A 22,002-nucleotide genomic window follows, 5' to 3' on the forward strand; every position below is an offset into this window, starting at 1 on the left:
ATTTTAATTTAAAATCCGACTACCGTCGGATTTTATTGTATATCTTCTTGTCGAAACGGTAGTAGCGTGCCGCCCGGTGGGCCACGCCCTGCTGTTTTTCTTCCAGGGGGACGACATACTCCATCAAGGCAATTTTTTTATGGAAATTGCGTACGTCGTACTGCTTGTCATACACCAGTTCGTACAAAGTGCGAAGCTGGGATGCGGTGAACTTACGCGGCAACAAGTCGAACAGTGAAGACGGGTTGAACTCGACGTACTGGCGGACATAGGTAATGGCTTCCTTGATAATCAGGTTGTGGTCGAATGCCAGAGCCTTTATATCCGGCATGGCTACCCAACTGGCTTGATAATTGTCCAAATCACGGTTCAATGCGCGGTCTATCTTCACCAGGGAAAGATAGGCTATGGTGACAATACGCTCTACCTTGGACTGCATGGCACGTTCCAGCCAATGTACATCTCTGGGGTCCTTCGTACGGTTTTTTGAGCCGAATGCCTTGAATTGCATCAGATTGACGTTCTTCAGACCCGTCAATTCATTCAACACCCGTTTGGCAGCTTCATCCAAATCCTCATCCATGTAAATCAAACTTCCGGGAAGCTTCATATCATGAAAGATTTCTCCTTCTTCCTCTCCTGCACGCTTAATCAGCAGAACCTTTAGCTGTTCTCCGTCAAAACCAATCACTACACAGTCCACAGAGATATGATTGTTTGCCAACGGCGTTTTTTGTTCTATGTTTTGCATAATATATCTCGTTAAGCGCTGCAAATATAAATAGGTTTTTCTAATTTGCAATAAAGGAAAAGAATATTTTTATAATGTTATAAAGCATTATTTTTCAACCGAATACATATCTTACTTTATACAATATCATTTTCAGTTGTTATCGTATGGAATACAATATGTAATTTACAAGAATATACAAGAGGTCTAATTGTAGGAAGTACAATAAGGAGAAAGTGTTTCATTTATAAGTATTTCAGTATCCGGATACCACAGAAGGTCCAAGCATACATATTGTATTTTAGCTTCCCCTTTAAAGTAAGGGTATTGCACAAAAAACATCCGTTTGTGCGGTGAATATCAGAAAAACCTCTACCTTTGCAGCACTTTTTATTTAAACACTAAAAAACGAGTAAATATGAAAGCATTTGTATTTCCGGGTCAAGGTGCCCAATTCGTTGGCATGGGAAAGGACCTGTACGAAAATTCGGCATTAGCCAAGGAACTTTTTGAGAAAGCAAATGATATCCTCGGGTATCGTATTACTGATATTATGTTCAACGGAACAGATGAAGACCTGCGCCAGACTAAAGTTACCCAACCTGCCGTGTTCCTTCATTCCGTTATTTCCGCCCTCTGCATGGGCGATGACTTTAAGCCGGAGATGACCGCCGGTCACTCATTGGGCGAGTTCTCTGCCTTGGTTGCTGCCGGTGCACTGAGCTTTGAAGATGGTCTGAAACTGGTGTATGCCCGTGCCATGGCTATGCAAAAGGCTTGCGAGGCACAGCCCTCCACTATGGCAGCCATTATTGCCCTGCCGGATGAAAAGGTTGAGGAAATCTGCGCTCAAGTAAGTGCTGAAGGTGAAGTTTGCGTGGCAGCCAACTATAACTGCCCAGGACAGATTGTAATTTCCGGTTCCATAGAAGGTATCAACAAGGCTTGCGAACTGATGAAGGCTGCAGGTGCAAAGCGTGCTCTGCCGTTGAAGGTAGGCGGTGCGTTCCACTCTCCGCTGATGAACCCTGCCAAAGTTGAACTGGAAGCAGCCATCAATGCAACAGAAATCCATGCTCCGAAGTGCCCCGTATATCAGAATGTAGACGCTATGCCTCATACTGACCCGGTAGAAATCAAGAAGAACCTGGTGGCTCAGCTGACAGCATCGGTACGTTGGACGCAAACAGTGAAGAACATGGTTGCCGATGGTGCTACGGACTTCACAGAGTGCGGTCCTGGTGCAGTGCTGCAAGGTCTTATCAAAAAGATTGCACCGGAAGCTACGGCTCACGGGATTGCATAATTCTTTAAATACAATATTTTCAAGGCTGTCTTTCTTCAAATAGACAGCCTTTCTTGTTTTAGTAGGCTATTTTATTCAACGGGAGTCAGAACCACCATTCGGAATACGCTGAAAAAGATACGTGCCACAAAGGGGCGCGAGTAAACAAAAAGTAATCACTGAAATAAAAAGTACGTTCTTTTGTTTTTTATTTCCGATTTTCCCTTACCTTTGTTGCCGTAAAGACAAAGGGGTGCCCCGACGGGCTGAGATTATACCCTCGAACCTGATGCAGTTAGTACTGCCGTAGGAATTGGATATTTCTTTCTTCACTGAACTTGCCGTAAAGACGCTTCTTTGTATTTACTTCCATTGTTTTATTTCTTAATGAACAGAAAAATGAAAGTATTGGTCAACAACAAGGAAGTGAAAACCGGCGCCACTACCCTTTCACAACTTATCGAGGAACTTGCCCTACCGATGCAAGGCATTGCCGTGGCCGTAGACAACCGTATTGTACTTCGCACGGAATGGACAAAATGCATCCTGAGGGAATACATGCCCATCATCATTATCAAAGCAGCTTGCGGAGGGTGAGGAAGATGAAGGATGAGAGACTGAAAAACGGAGGAATGCAGTTCATCACGCACTATACGGAACGATATTCGTATCTGGATGCTGCACGCATGGCTCTTGAGGGCGGTTGCCGCTGGGTGCAACTGCGCATGAAAGACACCCCGGTGGAAACGATAGAACCCGTAGCTTTGGAAGTGCAGGCCCTTTGCCGGCAATACGGTGCCACCTTCATCATTGACGACCATGTGGAACTGGCGCGAAAACTGCATGCCGACGGCGTACATCTTGGAAAGAAAGACATGCCCATAGCCGACGCACGCCGGATTCTGGGCGCGGAGTACATTATAGGCGGTACCGCCAATACTTTTGAGGATGTACTGCAACACTACAAAGCCGGTGCCGACTACATAGGCTGCGGCCCCTTCCGCTACACCACTACCAAGAAGAATCTGAGTCCGATATTGGGACTGGAAGGATATACAGCTATCATCCACCGGATGCAGGAGAAGGATATACACCTTCCGATAGTAGCCATCGGTGGAATAACCATAGCGGATATTCCAGCCGTTATGCAGACGGGGGTAAGCGGGATTGCCCTTTCGGGCACGGTACTGCATGCCGATAGTCCGGCAGATGAAATGAAAAGAATCATTTCTTTAATGGAGAATGAAAAATAAAGAATTAATATATGACGACTGATATGGAAAAATTAGTGATTGCGGGACGTGAGTTCAACTCCCGTCTGTTTTTAGGAACCGGAAAGTTCAATTCCGATGAAGTGATGGAGCAGTCTATCCTGGCATCCGGCACAGAAATGGTGACGGTAGCCATGAAACGCATTGAACTGGACAACAAGGAAGACAATATGCTGGTACACATACAGCATCCCGGCATCCAGCTTCTGCCCAACACCTCCGGCGTGCGCAATGCCGAAGAAGCTGTTTTTGCTGCACAGATGGCGCGTGAAGCTTTCGGCACGAACTGGCTGAAACTGGAGATACACCCCGACCCCCGCTATCTGTTGCCCGATTCTGTAGAGACGCTGAAAGCCACGGAAGAACTGGTCAAGTTAGGATTTGTGGTACTGCCCTATTGCCAGGCCGACCCCACACTGTGCAAGAGGCTGGAAGAAGCCGGTGCCGCCACCGTCATGCCGCTGGGTGCTCCTATCGGTACAAACAAAGGACTACAGACAAGGGATTTCCTGAGAATAATCATTGAACAAGCCAATATCCCCGTAGTGGTGGATGCCGGTATCGGTGCCCCGAGCCATGCGGCAGAGGCTATGGAAATGGGCGCTTCGGCTTGCCTGGTGAATACAGCCATTGCAGTGGCGGGCGACCCCGTGACCATGGCGGTAGCGTTCAAGCAGGCTGTAGAGGCGGGACGCATGGCATACGAAGCAGGTCTGGGCATACAGGCAGATAATTTTGTTGCGGAAGCCAGCTCACCGCTGACGGCTTTTTTGAACCTATAAAACTGACAATGCAATGAACCAGAAGATAAAATTCCCCCGTTCCGAGAAAGTATATTTGCCGGGCACCTTGTTTCCCGAATTGCGCGTAGCTATGCGCAAGGTGGAGCAAGTGCCCAGTACGAACTTCGTTGATGGAGAAAAGGTACTTACTCCGAATCCGGAAGTGTATGTGTATGATACCAGCGGACCGTTCAGCGACCCTGCCGTCGAAGTGGATTTGAAGAAAGGGCTGCCCCGTCTGCGCGAGCCGTGGATACTGAAACGCGGCGATGTGGAGCAGCTTTCCGAAATAACGTCGGAGTACGGGCGCATGCGCCGCGACGACCGGTCGCTCGACTCTCTGCGCTTTGAGCATATCACCCTGCCCTACCGCGCCCTTCAAGGAAAATGCTGCACACAGATGTACTATGCCAAACAAGGCATCATCACGCCTGAAATGGAGTATGTGGCGATTCGCGAGAACATGAACTGCGCGGAGCTGGGAATAGAGACGCACATCACACCGGAATTTGTACGCCAGGAGATTGCTGCCGGACGCGCCCTGCTTCCTGCCAACATCAACCATCCCGAAGCAGAGCCGATGATTATAGGCCGTAACTTCCTGGTGAAGATAAATACCAATATCGGAAACTCCGCCACCACCTCGGGCATCGAAGAAGAGGTAGAGAAAGCATTGTGGAGCTGCAAATGGGGCGGCGACACACTGATGGACCTCTCCACGGGCGAGAACATACACGAAACGCGCGAATGGATTATCCGCAACTGTCCCGTTCCCGTGGGCACTGTCCCCATCTACCAGGCATTGGAGAAAGTGAACGGCAAGGTGGAAGACCTCACCTGGGAAATCTACCGCGACACCTTGATTGAACAATGCGAGCAGGGAGTGGACTACTTCACCATCCATGCCGGCATACGCCGCCACAATGTGCATCTGGCCGAGAAAAGGTTGTGCGGCATCGTGAGCCGTGGCGGCAGCATCATGAGCAAATGGTGCCTGGTGCACGACCGCGAGAGTTTCCTTTACGAACACTTTGATGACATTTGCGACATTCTGGCACAGTATGACGTTGCCATCTCTTTGGGAGACGGGCTGCGTCCGGGGTCTACGCACGATGCCAACGATGAAGCGCAGTTTGCAGAACTCGACACGATGGGCGAGCTTGTGCTGCGTGCCTGGGACAAGAATGTGCAGGCTTTCATCGAAGGTCCCGGCCACGTGCCCATGCACAAGATTAAGGAGAATATGGAGCGCCAGATAGAAAAATGCCACGATGCGCCTTTCTATACGCTCGGCCCCATCGTGACGGACATCGCACCGGGATACGACCATATCACGTCCGCCATCGGTGCGGCGCAGATAGGCTGGCTGGGTACGGCGATGCTCTGCTATGTCACTCCCAAAGAGCATCTGGCGCTGCCCGATAAGGAGGATGTGCGTGTAGGTGTCATCACCTATAAGATAGCCGCCCATGCCGCCGATCTGGCAAAAGGGCATCCCGGAGCACAAGTGCGTGACAATGCACTGAGCAAAGCACGTTATGAATTCCGCTGGAAAGACCAGTTTGACTTGTCGCTCGACCCGGAACGTGCGTTCAGCTATTTTCATGCAGGGAAGCATGTGGATGGGGAGTATTGCACGATGTGCGGACCGAACTTCTGTGCGATGCGGTTGTCGAGAGAATTAAAAAAGAAATAAATGGGAATTGATAGAGCACTATGTTTTCAGACGAATTAGAACATATATCCTGGGAGGAAACCACGGCACGCATCCATGCCAAGACAGATGCGGATGTACGCCGTGCCCTCTCCAAAGAACATTGTAATGTAGAGGACTTCATGGCCCTCATCTCACCCGCCGCTGCCCCCTATCTGGAGACGATGGCACGATTGAGCAAGAAATACACCGAGGCACGATTCGGGAAAACCATCTCCATGTTCGTGCCTCTTTACATCACGAATTCCTGCACCAACTCTTGCGTGTATTGCGGTTTCCATATCAGCAACCCCATGCCGCGTACCATACTGACGGAAGAAGAAATCGTGAACGAATACAAGGCCATCAAGAAGCTGGCACCTTTCGAGAATTTGCTGTTGGTGACGGGAGAAAATCCGGCCAAAGCAGGCGTGCCCTACATAGCCCGTGCACTGGACCTGGCAAAACCCTACTTCAGCAATCTGAAAATAGAAGTGATGCCCTTAAAAACGGAAGAGTATGCAACGCTGAAAGAACACGGCATGAATGGCGTGATTTGTTTTCAAGAAACCTACCACAAGTCGAATTACAACATCTACCACCCCCGTGGCATGAAGTCCAAATTCGAATGGCGTGTCAATGGTTTCGACCGCATGGGGCAGGCAGGCGTCCATTCCATCGGCATGGGAGTGCTCATCGGTCTGGAGAAAGAATGGCGGACAGACATCACCATGATGGCTTATCACCTGCGCTATCTCCAGAAACATTATTGGCAAACGAAATACAGCGTCAACTTCCCCCGTATGCGTCCTTCGGAGAACGGCGGCTTCCAGCCCAATGTCATCATGAGCGACCGCGAACTGGCACAAGTCACTTTCGCCATGCGCATCTTCGACCATGATGTAGACATCTCCTACTCCACCCGCGAGCCTGCCGATATACGCGACCATATGGCAACACTCGGTGTGACAACCATGAGCGCCGAAAGCAAGACCGAACCGGGAGGATATTACAGCTATCCGCAAACACTGGAACAGTTTCATGTCAGCGACGAGCGCAAGGCTGTGGAAGTGGACAAAGCATTGAAACGCCTGGGGCGCGAACCAGTGTGGAAAGATTGGGATGCGAGTTTTGATTTGAAGGCTTTCAAGAGATGAGTGGCCGAATACAGAACCTTAATAACAATGAACAAATGAACCGATATGCCAGACAAACGTCCCTTCCCGAAATAGGCGAAGCCGGACAAGAGAAACTGCGTAATGCCAAGGTGTTGATAGTCGGTGTGGGAGGATTAGGTTCTCCCATTGCCCTCTATCTGGCGGGAGCAGGAGTCGGAACGCTGGGATTGGTGGACGATGACCAGGTCAGCATCAGCAACCTTCAACGTCAGGTTCTGTATGCTGAAGCTGACGTTGGCGAGTCTAAACCTCTATGCGGCGCCCGCAGAGTGCAGGGTTTGAACAGCGATGTAAACGTGGAAGTATACCCCTTCCGTCTGGACAAGAAGAATGCCGGAGAACTGATAAGGAACTACGATATAGTGGTAGACGGGTGCGACAACTTCGCTACCCGCTACTTGCTGAATGACGTATGCAACGCTTGGGGCAAGCCCTACGTTTATGGTGCCATTCAAGGCTTTGAAGGCCAAGTGTCCGTCTTCTGCTACGGTGAGAGTGCAAAAAACTATCGTGACCTCTATCCGGATGAAGAAGGGACACTGCTCATGCCATCTCCGGACAAATCGGTTATCGGCGTAACCCCTGCCATTGTGGGTAGCGTAGAAGCCAATGAAGTGTTGAAACTGATTTGCGGCTACGGTGAACCCTTGGCTGGAAAGCTATGGACGATTGATTTAAGGACCATGCAGTCGTATATTCTCTCATTATAGGCAAACATCCATAAAGATATGAAACTGATAGTCATTACCACGCCGCAATTCTTTGAAGGAGAAGCAGAGGCAGTTACCTCCTTATTCCAAAACGGTTTGGAAATACTCCACCTGCGCAAGCCGGGAGCTTCGGCAGAGGAGATGGGGAATTTTCTTCAACAGCTACCGATGGAATATATGCCACGCATTGTCACGCATGAGCAATTCCAGCTGGCATCCGTTTTCGGTCTGAAAGGAATTCATCTGAACGGGCGCAATCCGCAGATACCGTCCGGATATAAGGGACATGTCAGTCGCTCTTGTCACTCTCTTGAAGAAGTGTTGAAACATAAATCAGATTGTAACTATGTGTTCCTCAGCCCCATTTATGACAGTATATCCAAAGAAGGCTATTCTTCCGCTTACTCCTGCGATACCTTGCAGAAGGCGCAGCAAGCTGGTATTATCGACTCAAAGGTGATGGCATTGGGTGGCATCACCTTGGAACATCTTCCGGAAATAGCCGCTTTAGGTTTCGGAGGTGCCGTACTGCTGGGAGATGTCTGGCAGCAAGCGAAGGAAGCTTTCATCCCCCACTTCCTCCACCTGAAACAGCTTTCCTCTCACCCCTTTAATTTTTAATTTCTAATTTTTAATTATTTCATGCTTCCCCCTATTATCCTTTCCATTGCCGGTTCCGACTGTTCGGGCGGTGCAGGCATACAAGCAGACATAAAGACCATTTCCGCTTTGGGAGGTTATGCCGCTTCCGTCATCACGGCTGTTACTGCACAAAACACACTGGGAGTACAATCGGTTTATCCGATACCTGTGGATATGGTTAAGGCACAAATCACCTCTGTTATGGATGATTTAAGGCCGGATGCCGTCAAGATAGGTATGGTATATGATGCCGGTATTGTGACCACCATTGTCGATTGTCTTCAGACATATACTCCGGAGTGTATAGTCTATGACCCCGTCATGATATCGACCAGCGGACGGCGGCTGATGACCGAAGAAACCATACAAGTCATTAAGACGGAACTGTTTCCGCTATGCACCCTCATTACTCCCAACCTGAATGAAGCAAGCCTGCTTTGGGGGCGAACCATTGCCGGCACTGTGGAGATGCAGCAAGCGGCACAGGAATTATCCTGCAGATACAATACCGCTGTTCTCGTCAAAGGCGGACATCTGGAGGGCAATGACATGTGCGACGTGCTTTATTGCCGGCAACCTTCTGCCGGGGCTGACGTCCTGCCATCCGGATGCATCCTCTATTCCAATCCCAAAATAGAGAGCCGTAACCTGCACGGCACGGGGTGTACCCTTTCCTCTGCCATAGCTACATTTCTTGCCGGTAGCAGCAAACTCGATGAAGCGGTCTGCAAGGCTAAAGAGTATATCGGTACTGCGATAAACCGGGGGAAAAACATGGATATAGGGCACGGGAACGGTCCGTTATGGCACTTTCCTTTATCGGAATAAGAGCTCGTCGAAACGCATTATCTGTTTACCTTAAACGCATTATCTGTCAGCCTCCGATACATCATGTGTTTGGCACCAACGGACAATGCGTTTCGACATGCCTGCTTCTTAATAGCGTATACCCAGAATTTTCTTGGCATCGTCTTTCTTGAACAGTGAATCAATGACGTCTAAAATCGCTTCGTAGTTTTCCGGATCTACGATATTGGGAGCGAATATGTTGAGGACTTTCATCTTGTCGTCATCAAAAGTATATAGTGCCATCAAACTGGCACATTGCACACAGTTCAGACTGTTGTTTCGGGCAACAGTTCTCATCATTTCGATTTGATCATCCTTGAAAGGGCGGGACTTCACTTTTTCATAAAAATGCCGGAAGTCTTCGGGGTGCATCCCCCTGACATAAACCGGAGCTGGAGAATCTATCACTACTTCACTGGGAACAACCGGCAACGTACGTGGCTCTCCGGAGAATGAGTCCATTGCAACGACTCTCCCACCTTCAAAAGTCACGACAATCTGAGTTCGGCTGATATTACTTTTACCGGACAGCACTCTGGAATATTCCCATTCTTCTATATCCCGGTCGAAGCGGCGATACTCTGGAGTTCCCAATATCTTGGTGACCTCCTGCCTGCTCATCCCCTTCTGGATACTGTTCAACACATCTACCTTAGCATCATAAAACAAACTGGAACAACTGCTGAATCCCATCGTCATTACCAGTCCCGCAATAATTAGTCTGATTGTTTTCATCTTATCGAGTTTTTAGTTGCCACAAAGGTAGGCAGAAACATGGATAGACCTCTTATTATCCCCCTATTTGTCAAAAGGGATTTCCCTACTTTTTTTAGCCATATACCTATTAATATGGAAATAATCCGTTATTTTTGCAGATACTATCACTATAAATAGGTAAAAACACATGGAAAAAGCAAAAGTATACTACTCTGATTTGCGTACCTCCCCTACATCCAATCTTTTGGATAAAATGGAACGCTTGCTGAAAAGGGCAGGCATCGAGCAACTTCCTTTGAAAGATAGCTTTGCTGCCATTAAAATCCATTTCGGCGAACCCGGAAACCTGGCATACTTGCGTCCCAATTATGTAGCTCGAATGGCAACCCTGCTCCGCAGCCTGGGAGCCAAACCTTTCTTGACGGACTGCAACACGCTGTATTCCGGTCGTCGTGCCAATGCTGTAGACCACTTGCAAAGTGCGATGGAGAATGGCTTTAACCCTATCTCGGCCCAGTGCCAGGTCATTATCGGCGACGGACTGAAGGGAACGGACTACCGCGAAATCCCTCTGAACGGGGAATATTGTCCGGCACCCAAAATCGGCACAGCGATAGCCGATGCCGATATTGTAATCAGTATGAACCACTTCAAGGGGCACGAACAAGCCGGTTTTGGCGGCGCCTTGAAGAATCTGGGCATGGGATGTGCCAGCGTAGGCGGAAAGCTGGAACTGCATTGCGCCTCGCAACCCAAGATTGATGAAGCAAGCTGCATCGGCTGCAACATCTGCGTGAAGCATTGCGCACACGACGCTGTGCACCTCAATGCCAGCCGCAAGGCAGAAATAGACTACGCCAAATGCGTAGGTTGCGGACAGTGCGTAGCCCTCTGCCAGCACGACGGTGCCGTGATGGGAGCCGAAGATACTTCCGAGCGCCTGAACTACAAGATTGCGGAATATGCCCTCGCTGTCGTTATGGGCAAGCCCCATTTCCACATCAGCTTCATCATGAACGTATCTCCCGAATGCGACTGCTGGAACCACAACGATGCCGCCATCGTGCCCGACCTCGGCATTCTGGCTTCGGCAGACCCGGTTGCACTGGACAAGGCATGTGCAGATATGGTCATCCAAGCCCCGATACTGCACGGTAACAATTGCCTTGCCACGGCACACGAGCACGACGACTTGTGTGGATGCGACAAGTTCCACTTGATGCACCCCGACACGGACTGGCTTGCCGGATTGCGCCATGCCGAGAAAATAGGATTGGGAACCATGGAATATGAATTGGTGAAGATTTGATTAAACCTTTTCAGTTTTAAACAGTCATAATAAAAATAGATTTATCAACTAATGCATAATATTATACAAATGGAAACATCTGCAAAACTTTATTCTTTGCCTTTCGGCAACGTAAAGACCTATCTATTCGCCCTGCTGTTCGTGGCAGGAAACATCGCCTTGCCGCAACTCTGCCATCTGGTCCCAGCAGGCGGTCCGACGTTGCTTCCCATCTATTTCTTTACACTGATAGCTGCTTATAAATATGGTTTCAAGGTAGGTCTGCTGACGGCTCTCTTGTCTCCGGTCATCAATCATCTGCTTTTTGCCATGCCTGCAGCAGCCGTGTTGCCGGCCATACTTATAAAGTCCGGTCTGCTGGCCGGAACCGCCGCTCTTGCTGCACGCTATGCCAAGAATATCTCTTTATTGGCATTGCTGGGTGTAATCCTCTCCTATCAAATTATCGGTACGGCCTTTGAATGGGCACTGTGCGGTAATTTCTTTTTGGCAGTGCAAGATTTCCGTATGGGCATTCCGGGCATGCTGATTCAGTGGTTTGGAGGATATGCACTGCTGAAAGCAATCGCAAAGAAATAAACGTATATTCTCAAACAGTATCCCTTAATCCTAAAACTTTGTTCGCACACTGCGGATACATATCCCCAGTTTGCGGATGTCTATCCCAAGGCTTGGGATAGACATCCGCAAACCATAAACAAAGTTTTTTCTTAACTGATAAAAACTTTTTCCCTAACTAAGAAAAACTTTCTCCTTAATAGAGAAGACTTTTCTCTTAATACTTTGAACTTTTTTCCGCTATTTTCCTTTCTCCCTACAATAAAATCATTAATTTCGTGCCGAACAATATATCATATTTTCAACATGGAAGTAGTAACGAACAACTGGTTCACTAAAAAATATCCAATAGGTTTTGCCTTAAGCGGCGGTTTCATCAAAGGCTTTGCCCATTTGGGTGCCATGCAATCCTTATTGGAACATGACATAAAGCCCAATATACTTTCCGGAGTCAGCGCCGGAGCCTTGGCCGGGGTATTCTACGCCGACGGCAATGAACCGCATAAAGTTCTTGACTACTTTGCCGGGCACAAGTTTCAGGACCTGACCAAACTGGTGATTCCCAAAGTCGGATTGTTTGAATTGGGAGAATTCATCGATTTCCTGAAAAGCAATCTGAAATCCAAGAAACTGGAAGAACTGCAAATCCCTCTGATTATTACAGCTACTGACCTGGACCACGGACGTCTGGTACATTTCCATAAAGGGGACATCGCCGAACGCGTAGCAGCTTCGTGTTGCATGCCGGTATTGTTTGCCCCGGTCAATATAGACGGCACCCATTACGTGGACGGAGGCCTGCTGATGAACCTGCCTGTCTCTACCCTCCGCCGTATATGCGAAAAAGTGATTGCCGTGAATGTCAGCCCTCTGATGGCGACCAAGTATAAAATGAACATTGTGAGCATTGCCTTACGTTCCTATAATTTTATGTTCCGCTCCAACTCTTTTCCTGAACGCGAGAAGGCTGATTTGCTGATAGAACCTTATAACTTGGAAGGATACAGCAATACAGAGCTGGAAAAGGCGGAGGAGATATTCATGCAGGGATATAATACGACCAATGATATATTGGAACGCCTGCTCATTGACAAAGGCAGCATTTGGAAAGAATAAAATAACCATTCTATAACATAGAAAACAAAGAAATGAACGACGAAAACAAATTGATTATTTATCAAGTGTTCACCCGACTATTCGGAAACAACAATAACCACTGCATCAATAATGGCAGCATCACTGAAAATGGATGCGGCAAGATGGCCGACTTTACAGCCAAGGCGTTGGGAGAAATCAAGAAGCTTGGCGCTACACATATCTGGTACACGGGCATCATCGAGCATGCTACGCAAACTGACTACCGCCGTCACAATATCCAACCCGACCATCCGGCCATAGTGAAAGGTAAAGCCGGATCTCCCTATGCCATCAAGGACTACTATGATGTCGACCCGGATCTCGCCAAGGACGTACCGGAGCGTATGAAAGAGTTTGAGAATCTGGTGCAGCGCACTCACCGTAGCGGTCTGAAGGTTATCATAGATTTTGTTCCCAACCACGTAGCCCGTCAATATCACTCGGATGCCCAGCCGGATGGCACTTCACAACTGGGGTCAAACGATGATACCAATTATGCGTTCAGCCCATATAATAACTTCTATTATATCCCGAAATCGGAACTGCATGGCCAATTTGACATGAAAGGTGCAGCCGCCGAACCTTATAGGGAGTTTCCGGCAAAAGCTACCGGAAACAACCGTTTTGATGCTTATCCAAACATCACCGATTGGTACGAAACTATAAAGTTGAATTATGGAGTGGATTACCAGAACGGCGGGACTTGCCATTTCGACCCCATTCCCGACACATGGACCAAGATGCTGGATATCATGCTGTTCTGGGCGGGAAAGAACATAGACGGTTTCCGTTGCGATATGGCCGAGATGGTTCCCGTAGAGTTCTGGGAATGGGCAATTCCGCAGGTCAAGGAACAATATCCCTCCCTGCTGTTTATAGCCGAAGTCTACAACCCGGGAGAATACAAGAATTACTTGTTCCGTGGCAAGTTTGATTATTTATACGACAAAGTAGGACTTTATGATACCTTGCGGGCTGTTACTTGCGGGTATGAATCGGCAACTGCCATCACCCGCTCTTGGCAAAGTCTGGGAGGTATAGAAAAACGCATGCTGAACTTTCTGGAAAACCATGACGAGCAACGTATCGCTTCCGACTTTTTTGCCAGTAACCCACGCAAGGCGATTCCGGCACTCATTGTGTCAGCTTGCATGAACACCAATCCGATGATGATTTATTTCGGTCAGGAGTTTGGTGAGCTGGGCATGGATAGTGAAGGTTTCAGCGGCCGGGACGGACGTACAACCATCTTTGACTATTGGAGTGTAGATACTATCCGCCGTTGGCGCAATGGCGGCAAGTTCGACGGCAAGATGCTGACGGAGGACCAGAAACACCTATACAGCATTTATAAACGGCTACTGACTCTTTGCAATGAAGAAAAGGCCATCTCTCAGGGGGCTTTCTTCGATTTGATGTATGCCAATGTCAACGGATGGCGCTTTAATGAACATAAGCAATATACATTCCTGCGCAAATTTGAGAGAGACCTGCTGCTGTTCGTCGTGAACTTCGACCATATCTCGGCAGACCTTGCCATAAATATTCCTTCTCATGCTTTTGACTTCCTGCAAATACCGCAGATGGACCAGTACAAAGCTACGGAGCTGCTCAGCGGAAAAGAAGAAAACATAAGTCTGCTTCCCTATAAGGCTACTAATGTGGCCGTCGAAGGATATGGAGGAAAGATACTTAAGATAAAGCTATAATGGGGGCACAACTCTGGTGATTTATTAGATTTGGCACTGATTATACGGAACAACACGGATTTCTTAATCGCTTCGCGGCTTTCCGCATAATCAGTGCCAAGTCTTTATTGGTTCTCTTCCATATATTCCTTCAGCCGATATAGCCGCGTGATGGCAGGATTATAAAAATCATCAGGATAATGTGCATCTACATCACTCAGGTTAGCTTGCACAAAACGTTTCACATCCACTATGTTCTCAGCATCAGACAATGTTACACTTTGAGGGAAAGATGTGCTCTTTGCCCAATCTATCAGCGCTTTAACGCTATCTTCATCAAATTTATATTCGGCCATATTCTACATATTTTCTTGCAAAGATAGTGCAAACCGGATGCAGAATAAAATGACCCACCCATTTTTTTATGCTAAAGTTATCCTCATCCGCATGAACAAAATTCCAATTTGTTGTGTTATATAAATGTGTTTTTCATAGTATTAGATATAAGATTAATTAAAAGAGACGTACCCGCTTGTGATAAGTAAGTACATCAAAAACAGAAGCGTCTGTTTGATTGATAAATGTGTAAGGAGCATCGGTTTACCAGAGCCGATGCTTTTTTTTACCCTTCTTTGTAGCATGTTAGAAATATTATCCGTAAATTTGGCAGATAATAAGGAAAGAATATGATATGAATATCCCTGTTATATTTCAATTTTTGAAAGAACTGTCTGCAAACAACAATCGTGAATGGTTCAATTCTCACCGGGAACAGTATGAAGTCGCCCGCAGCGAGTTTGAAAACTTGCTTACAGTAATTATCTCCCGTATCTCTTTATTTGATGAAAGCATCCGTGGTATAGAAGCAAAGGACTGTACATACCGTATTTATCGTGATACACGCTTTTCCGAAGATAAAACTCCCTACAAGACACATCTGGGAGGATATATCAATGCGAAAGGAAAGAAATCCGACCATTGTGGCTATTACGTGCATCTGGAACCGGGAAACTGCTTGTTGGCCGGTGGAAGTTATTGTCCTCCCCCGCCCTTGTTAAGAGCTCTGCGACAAGCGGTATACGACAATATAGATGAATTTCGCAGTATAGTGGAAGATCCTGCTTTCAAGCAATACTTTCCCGTCATCGGAGAGAATTTTCTAAAAACAGCTCCAAAAGGATTTCCAAAGGACTATCCCTATCTGAAATACCTTCAGTGTAAAGAGTATACGGTTGCCTGCTGCCAGCCGGACAGCTTCTTTCTTGCTCCAGACTTTTTGGATCGTACAGACGACATCTTCAAGCAGATGAAGCGTTTTTCTGATTTTGTGAATTACACCATAGACGACTTTGAATAATTTACCTATATAACTAACTTAAAACATTTGAATTATGGTTATAGACAGACTTGAAAACATAGAAAAATATACTTTGCTGCATCCTCTGTTTGAGCAGGCCATTGATTTTTTAAAATCACATGACTTGCACTCTTTGGAAATCGGCAAGACCGAACTGAAAGGAAAGGACTTGCTGGTCAACGTGGCGCAGACAAACCCAAAAGAAAAAGAAAATGCCAAACTGGAAACCCATAAAGACTATATTGACATTCAAATACCCTTGTCCGGTACGGAGATAATGGGTTATACCGCTGCCCAAGACTGCCTTCCGGTTGATGCTCCTTACAATGCGGAAAAAGACATCACTTTTTTTGAAGGACTGGCGGAGGACTATATTGCAGTGAAGCCCGGAATGTTTGCTATCTTTTTCCCTCAGGACGGGCATGCTCCGGGTATTACCCCTGACGGTGTAAAAAAAATAATTGTGAAAGTTAAAGCGTAAATTTATCAAATATCCAAAACTCATCCTCTTTATGGAAACATTGAATTTAATCAAGAATGACCCATGGCTGGAACCTTTTGCCGATGCCATCAACGGACGTCATCAACATGCCATAGACAAAGAATCGGAATTGACCAACAAAGGAAAACTAACCTTGTCTGATTTTGCATCCGGATACCTCTATTTCGGCCTGCATCGTACTGACGATGGTTGGGTTTTCCGTGAATGGGCGCCTAACGCAACCCAAATCTTTATGGTCGGAACTTTTAACGATTGGAAAGAAGAAAAAAAATATAGCTTGAAGCGTAAAGCAAACGGTAATTGGGAAATCAAGCTTCCTGCTGATGCCGTGAAACACGGTGACTTGTACAAGCTGATGGTACATTGGGACGGTGGTTGCGGTGAACGCATTCCTGCATGGGCTACACGTGTCGTACAAGACGAACAGACTAAAATATTCAGTGCCCAGGTTTGGGCTCCGGAGAAACCCTATAAAATGAAAAAGCGGGTTTTCAAGCCATCTACAGATCCTTTATTGATATATGAATGCCATATCGGTATGTCTCAGCAGGAGGAAAAGGTCGGTAGCTATAAGGAATTTCAGGAAAAGATTCTTCCACGTATCGCCCAAGAAGGCTACAACTGCATACAGATTATGGCTATCCAGGAACATCCCTATTATGGTAGCTTCGGATACCATGTTTCCAGTTTCTTTGCCGCTTCTTCCCGTTTTGGTACTCCGGAAGAACTGAAGGAGTTGATTGATACAGCCCATAGTATGGGGATTGCCGTTATCATGGATATTGTCCATTCACACGCTGTGAAGAATGAAGTGGAAGGCTTGGGTAACTTTGCCGGTGATCCTAATCAATATTTCTATCCCGGTGGACGTCGGGAACATCCAGCTTGGGATTCACTTTGCTTTGATTACGGCAAGAACGAAGTTATTCACTTCCTGCTGTCTAACTGTAAATTCTGGCTGGAAGAATATCATTTCGACGGCTTCCGCTTTGACGGAGTAACCTCCATGTTATATTATAGTCATGGTTTGGGAGAAGCATTCTGTAATTATGGAGATTACTTCAACGGACATCAAGACGACAATGCCATTTGTTATCTGACACTTGCCAACCGGCTTATCCATCAGGTCAATGCCAAAGCCATCACCATTGCCGAAGAAGTATCGGGAATGCCCGGACTGGCGGCAAAATATGAAGATGGCGGCTACGGATTTGATTACCGTATGGCCATGAATATTCCCGATTATTGGATTAAGACAATCAAGGAGAAAATAGATGAAGACTGGAAGCCATCCAGCATGTTCTGGGAAGTGACCAACCGCCGCAAAGATGAAAAGACCATCTCCTATGCGGAAAGCCATGACCAAGCTTTGGTGGGCGATAAAACCATCATTTTCCGCTTGATTGATGCGGATATGTACTGGCACATGCAGAAAGGAGACGAGAACTATACCGTAAATCGAGGCATTTCTCTCCATAAAATGATACGTTTACTGACTGCGACTACTATCAATGGCGGTTATCTTAACTTTATGGGCAATGAATTCGGACATCCGGAATGGATTGATTTCCCCCGTGAAGGTAACGGTTGGTCTTGTAAATATGCCCGCCGTCAATGGGATTTGGTGGACAACAAGAATCTGGCATATCATTATATGGGTGACTTTGATGCTGCCATGTTGGGAGTTGTAAAAAGCATAAAGAACTTCCAGGCTACTCCGGTCCAAGAAATATGGCATAATGACGGTGACCAGGTATTGGCCTATATGCGCAAGGACTTGATTTTTGTATTCAACTTCAACCCTAAGCAGTCTTTTACTGATTACGGTTTCTTGGTTCCTGCCGGAACTTATGAAGTTATTTTGAATACAGATAATCCAGATTATGGCGGTAATGGTTTGACGGATGATACCATCAAACATTTTACCATCCACGATCCGCTTTATAAAAAAGACAAGAAGGAGTGGCTGAAGCTTTACATACCGGCACGTACAGCTGTTGTACTGAGAAGAACTAAATAGTCATTTCATAACACAAAAAAAGAGGCAGATATCAATTCAGATATCTGCCTCTTTTTTATATATGAGTCTTTTATTTCACTTGACTGTCGATGAAGTTCAACATCGTTTTTGCATTATCCATCATCTTCTTTTGAGCTGGTTTGTCCGCAGAGAGCAATGGAATAAGTTTATCCAAATATTCTTTGGCTTCCTTGAATTCAACTTTTGCTTTTTCTACATCTGTTTTCATGGTATTGGCACCCTTACTATAATACAAAGAACCCAGACTGTTAAGTGCATTTACATTATCTGCTTGGATAGCTATGGCTTGTTTAAATGCTTCTTCGGCTGCATCCATCTTTTTGGCTTTCTGCGCCATGATACCTTGATTGACGTAATAAGTGGCATACAATTTAGTCAATGTCTTATTACCGGGATTTGCTTCCAGCCCTTCCTTTAAAGTGGCAACATACTCATCATTTTTCTTCAAATCTTTCAAAGCACCGGCTTTACCTATATAAGCATTTGCCAGGTTATACTTTTTCTGTACAGCAATATCAAAATACTTCAAAGCTTCGGCAGGTTTCTTTATCTTATCGGCACAAACGCCACAGTTATATGCAATTACGGAATCTTGGTTGTTTGTTTGTGTCAGATAAGTACTAAATTTTGTGTAAGCTTCCTGGTAATTTTTAGCTTCAAGAGCAGCCTTACCATCGTTGACCAACTGGGCAGGGTCAGCATTCTGCGCAAAGAAATTCGTAGCTGCACAACATAGTGCAATAGATAAGATTAATTTTTTCATATGCTTTAATTCATTTAAAAGTTGATTCCCAAAGTTAGTTTACAATGGTATAGAAGCAAAACCTTTTTACTTTTTTTGAGGTTTTTAGCATAGTCGTAACAAGTGTTATTTTACGTAAAAGCAAATATCCGGATATGTGTGTTGGGTTTTGTCACATATGTTACACTTATACTTAGAATATCATATTATCTTTGCCACAAAAAAAGATTATGGAACAATTACATGCACATGAAGTCCTTCACATGATGGAAGGTAATAGTTATACTGAGTTATCATTGAGAGAAGCCATTATCCAAAAATTCGGCGAGCAGCAGCGTTTTTTCACCTGCTCTGCCGACAATATGGATGTAGATACCCTGATAGAATTTCTTAAAAGAAAAGGAAAATTTATACCCGCCAATGGTGGATTTACAGTGGACATGACTAAAGTTTGCAATCACTGATGAGGAATATTAATTCCTTCTTCTGTTAAATTGAATATTATTTATGTTAATAGTTAACGGAAATAATGTTCTACTAAACCATGTTATAATATCCGCTGATTACCCGCTAAAATTTGGATATCTCCTGCAAGTACGTATCTTTGTACTGTGTTTTTCATAGTATTAGATTTAAGGTTAATAAAAAAGATTGGCTGTCTGGGATAGATAGCCTTTTTTTATGTCTAAATGTCATCTTTCCCCTTTTTAGTTATAGTTTTATTCTATCTTTGTAGGTCAGATAATCCACGCAGCATTAATAGAATAAACTGAATATGGGAAAACGCTTTATTTTTATCTTGATGGCATGCTCATTATTGAGTATAGCTACTGTTGTGCATGCACAGCATATTGACAAGCAAACATATACTTTTGCCATCAAAAAGGCTGATACTCTGAAACTGGACAAGTATGTAATGATTGATCAAATACAAGGGACACAATCAAAGCCCGTCATTCTTTTTGCATTTGGGGGAGGTTTCAAAGGCGGGAGAAGAGATAATCCCGATTACATTTCTTATTTTCATTTTTTGGCACGAGCCGGCTATGTGGTAGTATCAACAGATTACCGTACCCAATTAAAGGATATAGATAAATCGGAGTATTCGGACTTGCAAGGATTCTCTTCTGCCCTGCAACAAGCAATCACTTGTGCTGTAGAAGATTTTGGTGATGCTACAAATTATATAATTGAGCATAGTGTAGAATGGCAAATAAATCCTGCACAAATTATAGCTTGCGGTTCAAGTGCAGGTGCGATAACTGCCCTTCAAGCAGAGTATGAGATTTGCAATCAAACGGCTTTTGCGGACAGATTACCTGCCAATTTCAATTATGCAGGGGTCATTTCCTTTTCTGGAGCAATCTGTGCCAATGGTATTCCAAAATGGATAATGTCCCCTTGTCCTCTTATGTTGTTCCATGGTGATGCCGACAGCACGGTTCCTTTTACTAAGGCAGTAGTAGAGGAAATGGGGCTATGGGGCTCAAACTTTATCTGTATGCAACTGAAAGAAAAAGAGACAGCATACTATTTCTATATAGCGGAAGGTATAGGACATTCCCTATCCTATTCTCCTATGAAGGATAATCGTCATGACATCCTGAGCTTCCTAAATCGGTTGGTACTTGGTAAAGAAAAACGTTGCATTACGACTGTAGAGAAGAATCCGGAAATATCTAGATATAAGAGTGATTTTACAATAGAAGATTATATCCGTGAAAATATGCGTTAATTCCTATCTTTATATCCTTTCCAGAGTTTTTGTTTCTCCACCAATCAATTATCTTTGCACATTATTATTCTATAAAAACAAATCTTTAATTCTATAAATTATGTTGGTACGTATTATCAGTATGGTCATAGCCGGAGTTATTATAGTATATCTAGTCCGTTGGATTGATAATTTTTTCTCCAGGTATCGCAAATAAATCTTGCCTGCAATGTAAACCAAATACTCCAATTTGTTTCCCATTACAACCTATGCTGACAAAATGCGGACATTTTCTAATTCTAAAACAAGAAAACCGCAAAAGCTTTTTATTAGCCATTTGCGGTTTTTTCCTTGTGATTCCGTTGCCACTACTTTTCATACTGGCTGATAGTCAATTATATATCTTTTGTTACCTAAATTACTTTTAGGAAAGGAGGTTTTAATCAACACCTGGCATTGAACAATACACATAGTAATCTTCCTCAATACAAGTTATTTTAACGTCAAATCCATCAGGGTCAATTCCGTCTGTGCTGATGCAAATAGTATCTCCTACTTTCCCTAATAATTCTTTTATTTCCACCTCAAAACTGAACTGCCCAGCTTCAACAATATAGAGATACGCTTTTTTATCCATATTACTTCTGCTTTTGGATTAATATTTGAATTGTTCTTTCTTTCTCAGTTATCACTCTTTCTTTTTCCTCCAATAGAGCGTTGAGATGCTCTATCTCTTTGCGACACTCGCTTAAAGTTATATCTCCAGAGATTTTATTACCATTGCCCTTAACTTGATGACCTATATTAATTCCAGAAGAGTTTATATCTCTATCAAAAAAATAATCTATTGGTACATTAAAATAATCTGCTATAATTTCCAGGTTGTCGGCACCAGGAATCGAAGTGTTATTAAGCCAAACATATAAGTTTGATTTAGATATACTTGTGTCTTTCAAAAACTGTGCTTGACTGATCTTTCTATCTTCAAATAATCTTCTTATTTTATCAGGATTAAACATGTTATACTATTTATACTAGATTTAAATAATAATATAAGATTAAAATAATAGGATTAATATTTTGATATTAGACTATTA

At 45.0% G+C, this 22,002-nt stretch carries 24 protein-coding genes and 1 riboswitch; of the genes, 18 read left to right on the plus strand and 6 right to left on the minus strand.

What is annotated here, in order from left to right:
* Positions 1-19: 19 nt before the first annotated feature.
* Entirely contained in the window at positions 20-751 is a 732-nt protein-coding gene (locus DXD65_RS16935; protein WP_005825541.1) for an NUDIX hydrolase, read from the minus strand.
* A gap of 397 nt (positions 752-1,148) precedes the next feature.
* Here DXD65_RS16935 and fabD point away from each other — a divergent pair, with 397 nt between their 5' ends.
* From fabD to thiD, 9 genes are all read left to right on the plus strand, one after another.
* Positions 1,149-2,036 (plus strand): ACP S-malonyltransferase, encoded by an 888-nt coding sequence (fabD, locus tag DXD65_RS16940; RefSeq protein WP_005825542.1) that lies wholly within the window; start codon positions 1,149-1,151, stop codon positions 2,034-2,036.
* A 218-nt stretch (positions 2,037-2,254) separates the two neighbouring features.
* Positions 2,255-2,345, plus strand: a riboswitch (TPP riboswitch).
* A gap of 69 nt (positions 2,346-2,414) precedes the next feature.
* Positions 2,415-2,612, plus strand: a complete 198-nt coding sequence (gene thiS, locus DXD65_RS16945) for a sulfur carrier protein ThiS (RefSeq protein WP_005837106.1) — start codon at positions 2,415-2,417, stop codon at positions 2,610-2,612.
* A gap of 5 nt (positions 2,613-2,617) precedes the next feature.
* A complete protein-coding gene (locus DXD65_RS16950; protein ID WP_009038436.1) occupies positions 2,618-3,268 on the plus strand; it encodes a thiamine phosphate synthase in 651 nt (216 codons plus the stop codon).
* Between the two features lie 23 nt (positions 3,269-3,291).
* A complete protein-coding gene (locus DXD65_RS16955; protein WP_117887828.1) occupies positions 3,292-4,068 on the plus strand; it encodes a thiazole synthase in 777 nt (258 codons plus the stop codon).
* Positions 4,069-4,081: 13 nt separating this feature from the next.
* On the plus strand, positions 4,082-5,764 hold the full coding sequence (thiC, locus tag DXD65_RS16960) for a phosphomethylpyrimidine synthase ThiC (protein ID WP_008664608.1): 1,683 nt from the start codon (positions 4,082-4,084) through the stop codon (positions 5,762-5,764).
* Between the two features lie 20 nt (positions 5,765-5,784).
* Positions 5,785-6,918, plus strand: coding sequence for a 2-iminoacetate synthase ThiH (gene thiH, locus DXD65_RS16965; RefSeq protein WP_008664609.1), 1,134 nt, complete (start codon positions 5,785-5,787; stop codon positions 6,916-6,918).
* A gap of 35 nt (positions 6,919-6,953) precedes the next feature.
* The gene (locus DXD65_RS16970) at positions 6,954-7,649 is read left to right on the plus strand and encodes a HesA/MoeB/ThiF family protein (RefSeq protein ID WP_117887829.1); all 696 of its coding nucleotides are present in this window, start codon (positions 6,954-6,956) and stop codon (positions 7,647-7,649) included.
* 18 nt (positions 7,650-7,667) lie between these two features.
* Positions 7,668-8,270 carry a thiamine phosphate synthase gene (locus DXD65_RS16975; protein WP_016273738.1) on the plus strand — a complete coding sequence of 201 codons (603 nt, stop codon included), beginning with the start codon at positions 7,668-7,670 and terminating at the stop codon, positions 8,268-8,270.
* Positions 8,271-8,291: 21 nt separating this feature from the next.
* The gene (gene thiD / locus DXD65_RS16980; RefSeq protein ID WP_022402457.1) at positions 8,292-9,119 is read left to right on the plus strand and encodes a bifunctional hydroxymethylpyrimidine kinase/phosphomethylpyrimidine kinase; all 828 of its coding nucleotides are present in this window, start codon (positions 8,292-8,294) and stop codon (positions 9,117-9,119) included.
* 108 nt (positions 9,120-9,227) lie between these two features.
* Here thiD and DXD65_RS16985 read toward each other — a convergent pair whose 3' ends face one another.
* Positions 9,228-9,875, minus strand: coding sequence for a DUF4476 domain-containing protein (locus DXD65_RS16985; RefSeq protein WP_005825555.1), 648 nt, complete (start codon positions 9,873-9,875; stop codon positions 9,228-9,230).
* A 169-nt stretch (positions 9,876-10,044) separates the two neighbouring features.
* Here DXD65_RS16985 and DXD65_RS16990 point away from each other — a divergent pair, with 169 nt between their 5' ends.
* From DXD65_RS16990 to DXD65_RS17005, 4 genes are all read left to right on the plus strand, one after another.
* A complete protein-coding gene (locus tag DXD65_RS16990) occupies positions 10,045-11,166 on the plus strand; it encodes a DUF362 domain-containing protein (RefSeq protein ID WP_117887819.1) in 1,122 nt (373 codons plus the stop codon).
* A 69-nt stretch (positions 11,167-11,235) separates the two neighbouring features.
* A complete protein-coding gene (locus DXD65_RS16995; protein WP_009038442.1) occupies positions 11,236-11,745 on the plus strand; it encodes a hypothetical protein in 510 nt (169 codons plus the stop codon).
* 285 nt (positions 11,746-12,030) lie between these two features.
* Positions 12,031-12,840 (plus strand): patatin-like phospholipase family protein, encoded by an 810-nt coding sequence (locus DXD65_RS17000; protein WP_005825568.1) that lies wholly within the window; start codon positions 12,031-12,033, stop codon positions 12,838-12,840.
* Positions 12,841-12,872: 32 nt separating this feature from the next.
* Positions 12,873-14,570, plus strand: a complete 1,698-nt coding sequence (locus DXD65_RS17005; protein WP_008664621.1) for an alpha-amylase family protein — start codon at positions 12,873-12,875, stop codon at positions 14,568-14,570.
* A gap of 104 nt (positions 14,571-14,674) precedes the next feature.
* Here the strand turns inward: DXD65_RS17005 and DXD65_RS17010 are convergent, their stop codons facing one another.
* Positions 14,675-14,905 (minus strand): DUF6965 family protein, encoded by a 231-nt coding sequence (locus tag DXD65_RS17010; protein ID WP_117887820.1) that lies wholly within the window; start codon positions 14,903-14,905, stop codon positions 14,675-14,677.
* A gap of 335 nt (positions 14,906-15,240) precedes the next feature.
* On the opposite strand from DXD65_RS17010, the gene DXD65_RS17015 reads away from it, so the two are divergent.
* From DXD65_RS17015 to DXD65_RS17025, 3 genes are read left to right on the plus strand one after another with little or no spacing between them, the layout of a single operon-like run.
* On the plus strand, positions 15,241-15,906 hold the full coding sequence (locus DXD65_RS17015; RefSeq protein ID WP_005825574.1) for a DUF2461 domain-containing protein: 666 nt from the start codon (positions 15,241-15,243) through the stop codon (positions 15,904-15,906).
* 34 nt (positions 15,907-15,940) lie between these two features.
* The gene (locus DXD65_RS17020) at positions 15,941-16,387 is read left to right on the plus strand and encodes a YhcH/YjgK/YiaL family protein (RefSeq protein WP_005825575.1); all 447 of its coding nucleotides are present in this window, start codon (positions 15,941-15,943) and stop codon (positions 16,385-16,387) included.
* Between the two features lie 31 nt (positions 16,388-16,418).
* Positions 16,419-18,428: an alpha amylase C-terminal domain-containing protein gene (locus tag DXD65_RS17025; protein WP_117887821.1), complete on the plus strand. Its 2,010-nt coding sequence runs from the start codon at positions 16,419-16,421 to the stop codon at positions 18,426-18,428.
* 70 nt (positions 18,429-18,498) lie between these two features.
* Here the strand turns inward: DXD65_RS17025 and DXD65_RS17030 are convergent, their stop codons facing one another.
* Positions 18,499-19,212, minus strand: a complete 714-nt coding sequence (locus tag DXD65_RS17030; protein WP_005825577.1) for a hypothetical protein — start codon at positions 19,210-19,212, stop codon at positions 18,499-18,501.
* Positions 19,213-19,421: 209 nt separating this feature from the next.
* Between DXD65_RS17030 and DXD65_RS17035 the strand changes: the two genes are divergently transcribed.
* Positions 19,422-19,655, plus strand: a complete 234-nt coding sequence (locus tag DXD65_RS17035; protein WP_022402461.1) for a YecH family metal-binding protein — start codon at positions 19,422-19,424, stop codon at positions 19,653-19,655.
* 311 nt (positions 19,656-19,966) lie between these two features.
* Positions 19,967-20,926, plus strand: coding sequence for an alpha/beta hydrolase family protein (locus DXD65_RS17040; RefSeq protein WP_117866591.1), 960 nt, complete (start codon positions 19,967-19,969; stop codon positions 20,924-20,926).
* 418 nt (positions 20,927-21,344) lie between these two features.
* Here the strand turns inward: DXD65_RS17040 and DXD65_RS17045 are convergent, their stop codons facing one another.
* Complete coding sequence (locus DXD65_RS17045; protein WP_005828945.1) at positions 21,345-21,542, minus strand: hypothetical protein; 198 nt, start codon at positions 21,540-21,542, stop codon at positions 21,345-21,347.
* A 1-nt stretch (position 21,543) separates the two neighbouring features.
* Positions 21,544-21,924: a helix-turn-helix domain-containing protein gene (locus DXD65_RS17050; RefSeq protein WP_005828948.1), complete on the minus strand. Its 381-nt coding sequence runs from the start codon at positions 21,922-21,924 to the stop codon at positions 21,544-21,546.
* Between the last annotated feature and the right edge of the window lie 78 nt (positions 21,925-22,002).

Origin of the sequence: Bacteroides sp. 4_1_36, assembly GCF_003466325.1 — a bacterium.
Classification (GTDB): domain Bacteria; phylum Bacteroidota; class Bacteroidia; order Bacteroidales; family Bacteroidaceae; genus Bacteroides; species Bacteroides uniformis.

What these genes read in the sequence shown, in the direction of transcription:
- DXD65_RS17045 (WP_005828945.1), bottom strand. Translation starts at nt 21,542, where the DNA reads ATGGATAAAAAAGCGTATCTCTATATTGTTGAAGCTGGGCAGTTCAGT.
- thiH (WP_008664609.1), top strand. Translation starts at nt 5,785, where the DNA reads ATGTTTTCAGACGAATTAGAACATATATCCTGGGAGGAAACCACGGCA.
- DXD65_RS17015 (WP_005825574.1), top strand. Translation starts at nt 15,241, where the DNA reads ATGAATATCCCTGTTATATTTCAATTTTTGAAAGAACTGTCTGCAAAC.
- DXD65_RS16975 (WP_016273738.1), top strand. Translation starts at nt 7,668, where the DNA reads ATGAAACTGATAGTCATTACCACGCCGCAATTCTTTGAAGGAGAAGCA.
- DXD65_RS17035 (WP_022402461.1), top strand. Translation starts at nt 19,422, where the DNA reads ATGGAACAATTACATGCACATGAAGTCCTTCACATGATGGAAGGTAAT.
- thiC (WP_008664608.1), top strand. Translation starts at nt 4,082, where the DNA reads ATGAACCAGAAGATAAAATTCCCCCGTTCCGAGAAAGTATATTTGCCG.
- DXD65_RS16985 (WP_005825555.1), bottom strand. Translation starts at nt 9,875, where the DNA reads ATGAAAACAATCAGACTAATTATTGCGGGACTGGTAATGACGATGGGA.
- DXD65_RS16970 (WP_117887829.1), top strand. Translation starts at nt 6,954, where the DNA reads ATGAACCGATATGCCAGACAAACGTCCCTTCCCGAAATAGGCGAAGCC.
- DXD65_RS16955 (WP_117887828.1), top strand. Translation starts at nt 3,292, where the DNA reads ATGGAAAAATTAGTGATTGCGGGACGTGAGTTCAACTCCCGTCTGTTT.
- DXD65_RS17000 (WP_005825568.1), top strand. Translation starts at nt 12,031, where the DNA reads ATGGAAGTAGTAACGAACAACTGGTTCACTAAAAAATATCCAATAGGT.
- DXD65_RS17050 (WP_005828948.1), bottom strand. Translation starts at nt 21,924, where the DNA reads ATGTTTAATCCTGATAAAATAAGAAGATTATTTGAAGATAGAAAGATC.
- DXD65_RS17010 (WP_117887820.1), bottom strand. Translation starts at nt 14,905, where the DNA reads ATGGCCGAATATAAATTTGATGAAGATAGCGTTAAAGCGCTGATAGAT.
- DXD65_RS16950 (WP_009038436.1), top strand. Translation starts at nt 2,618, where the DNA reads ATGAAGGATGAGAGACTGAAAAACGGAGGAATGCAGTTCATCACGCAC.
- DXD65_RS16995 (WP_009038442.1), top strand. Translation starts at nt 11,236, where the DNA reads ATGGAAACATCTGCAAAACTTTATTCTTTGCCTTTCGGCAACGTAAAG.
- DXD65_RS17005 (WP_008664621.1), top strand. Translation starts at nt 12,873, where the DNA reads ATGAACGACGAAAACAAATTGATTATTTATCAAGTGTTCACCCGACTA.
- DXD65_RS16990 (WP_117887819.1), top strand. Translation starts at nt 10,045, where the DNA reads ATGGAAAAAGCAAAAGTATACTACTCTGATTTGCGTACCTCCCCTACA.
- DXD65_RS17030 (WP_005825577.1), bottom strand. Translation starts at nt 19,212, where the DNA reads ATGAAAAAATTAATCTTATCTATTGCACTATGTTGTGCAGCTACGAAT.
- DXD65_RS17040 (WP_117866591.1), top strand. Translation starts at nt 19,967, where the DNA reads ATGGGAAAACGCTTTATTTTTATCTTGATGGCATGCTCATTATTGAGT.
- DXD65_RS17020 (WP_005825575.1), top strand. Translation starts at nt 15,941, where the DNA reads ATGGTTATAGACAGACTTGAAAACATAGAAAAATATACTTTGCTGCAT.
- thiS (WP_005837106.1), top strand. Translation starts at nt 2,415, where the DNA reads ATGAAAGTATTGGTCAACAACAAGGAAGTGAAAACCGGCGCCACTACC.
- fabD (WP_005825542.1), top strand. Translation starts at nt 1,149, where the DNA reads ATGAAAGCATTTGTATTTCCGGGTCAAGGTGCCCAATTCGTTGGCATG.
- DXD65_RS16935 (WP_005825541.1), bottom strand. Translation starts at nt 751, where the DNA reads ATGCAAAACATAGAACAAAAAACGCCGTTGGCAAACAATCATATCTCT.
- DXD65_RS17025 (WP_117887821.1), top strand. Translation starts at nt 16,419, where the DNA reads ATGGAAACATTGAATTTAATCAAGAATGACCCATGGCTGGAACCTTTT.
- thiD (WP_022402457.1), top strand. Translation starts at nt 8,292, where the DNA reads ATGCTTCCCCCTATTATCCTTTCCATTGCCGGTTCCGACTGTTCGGGC.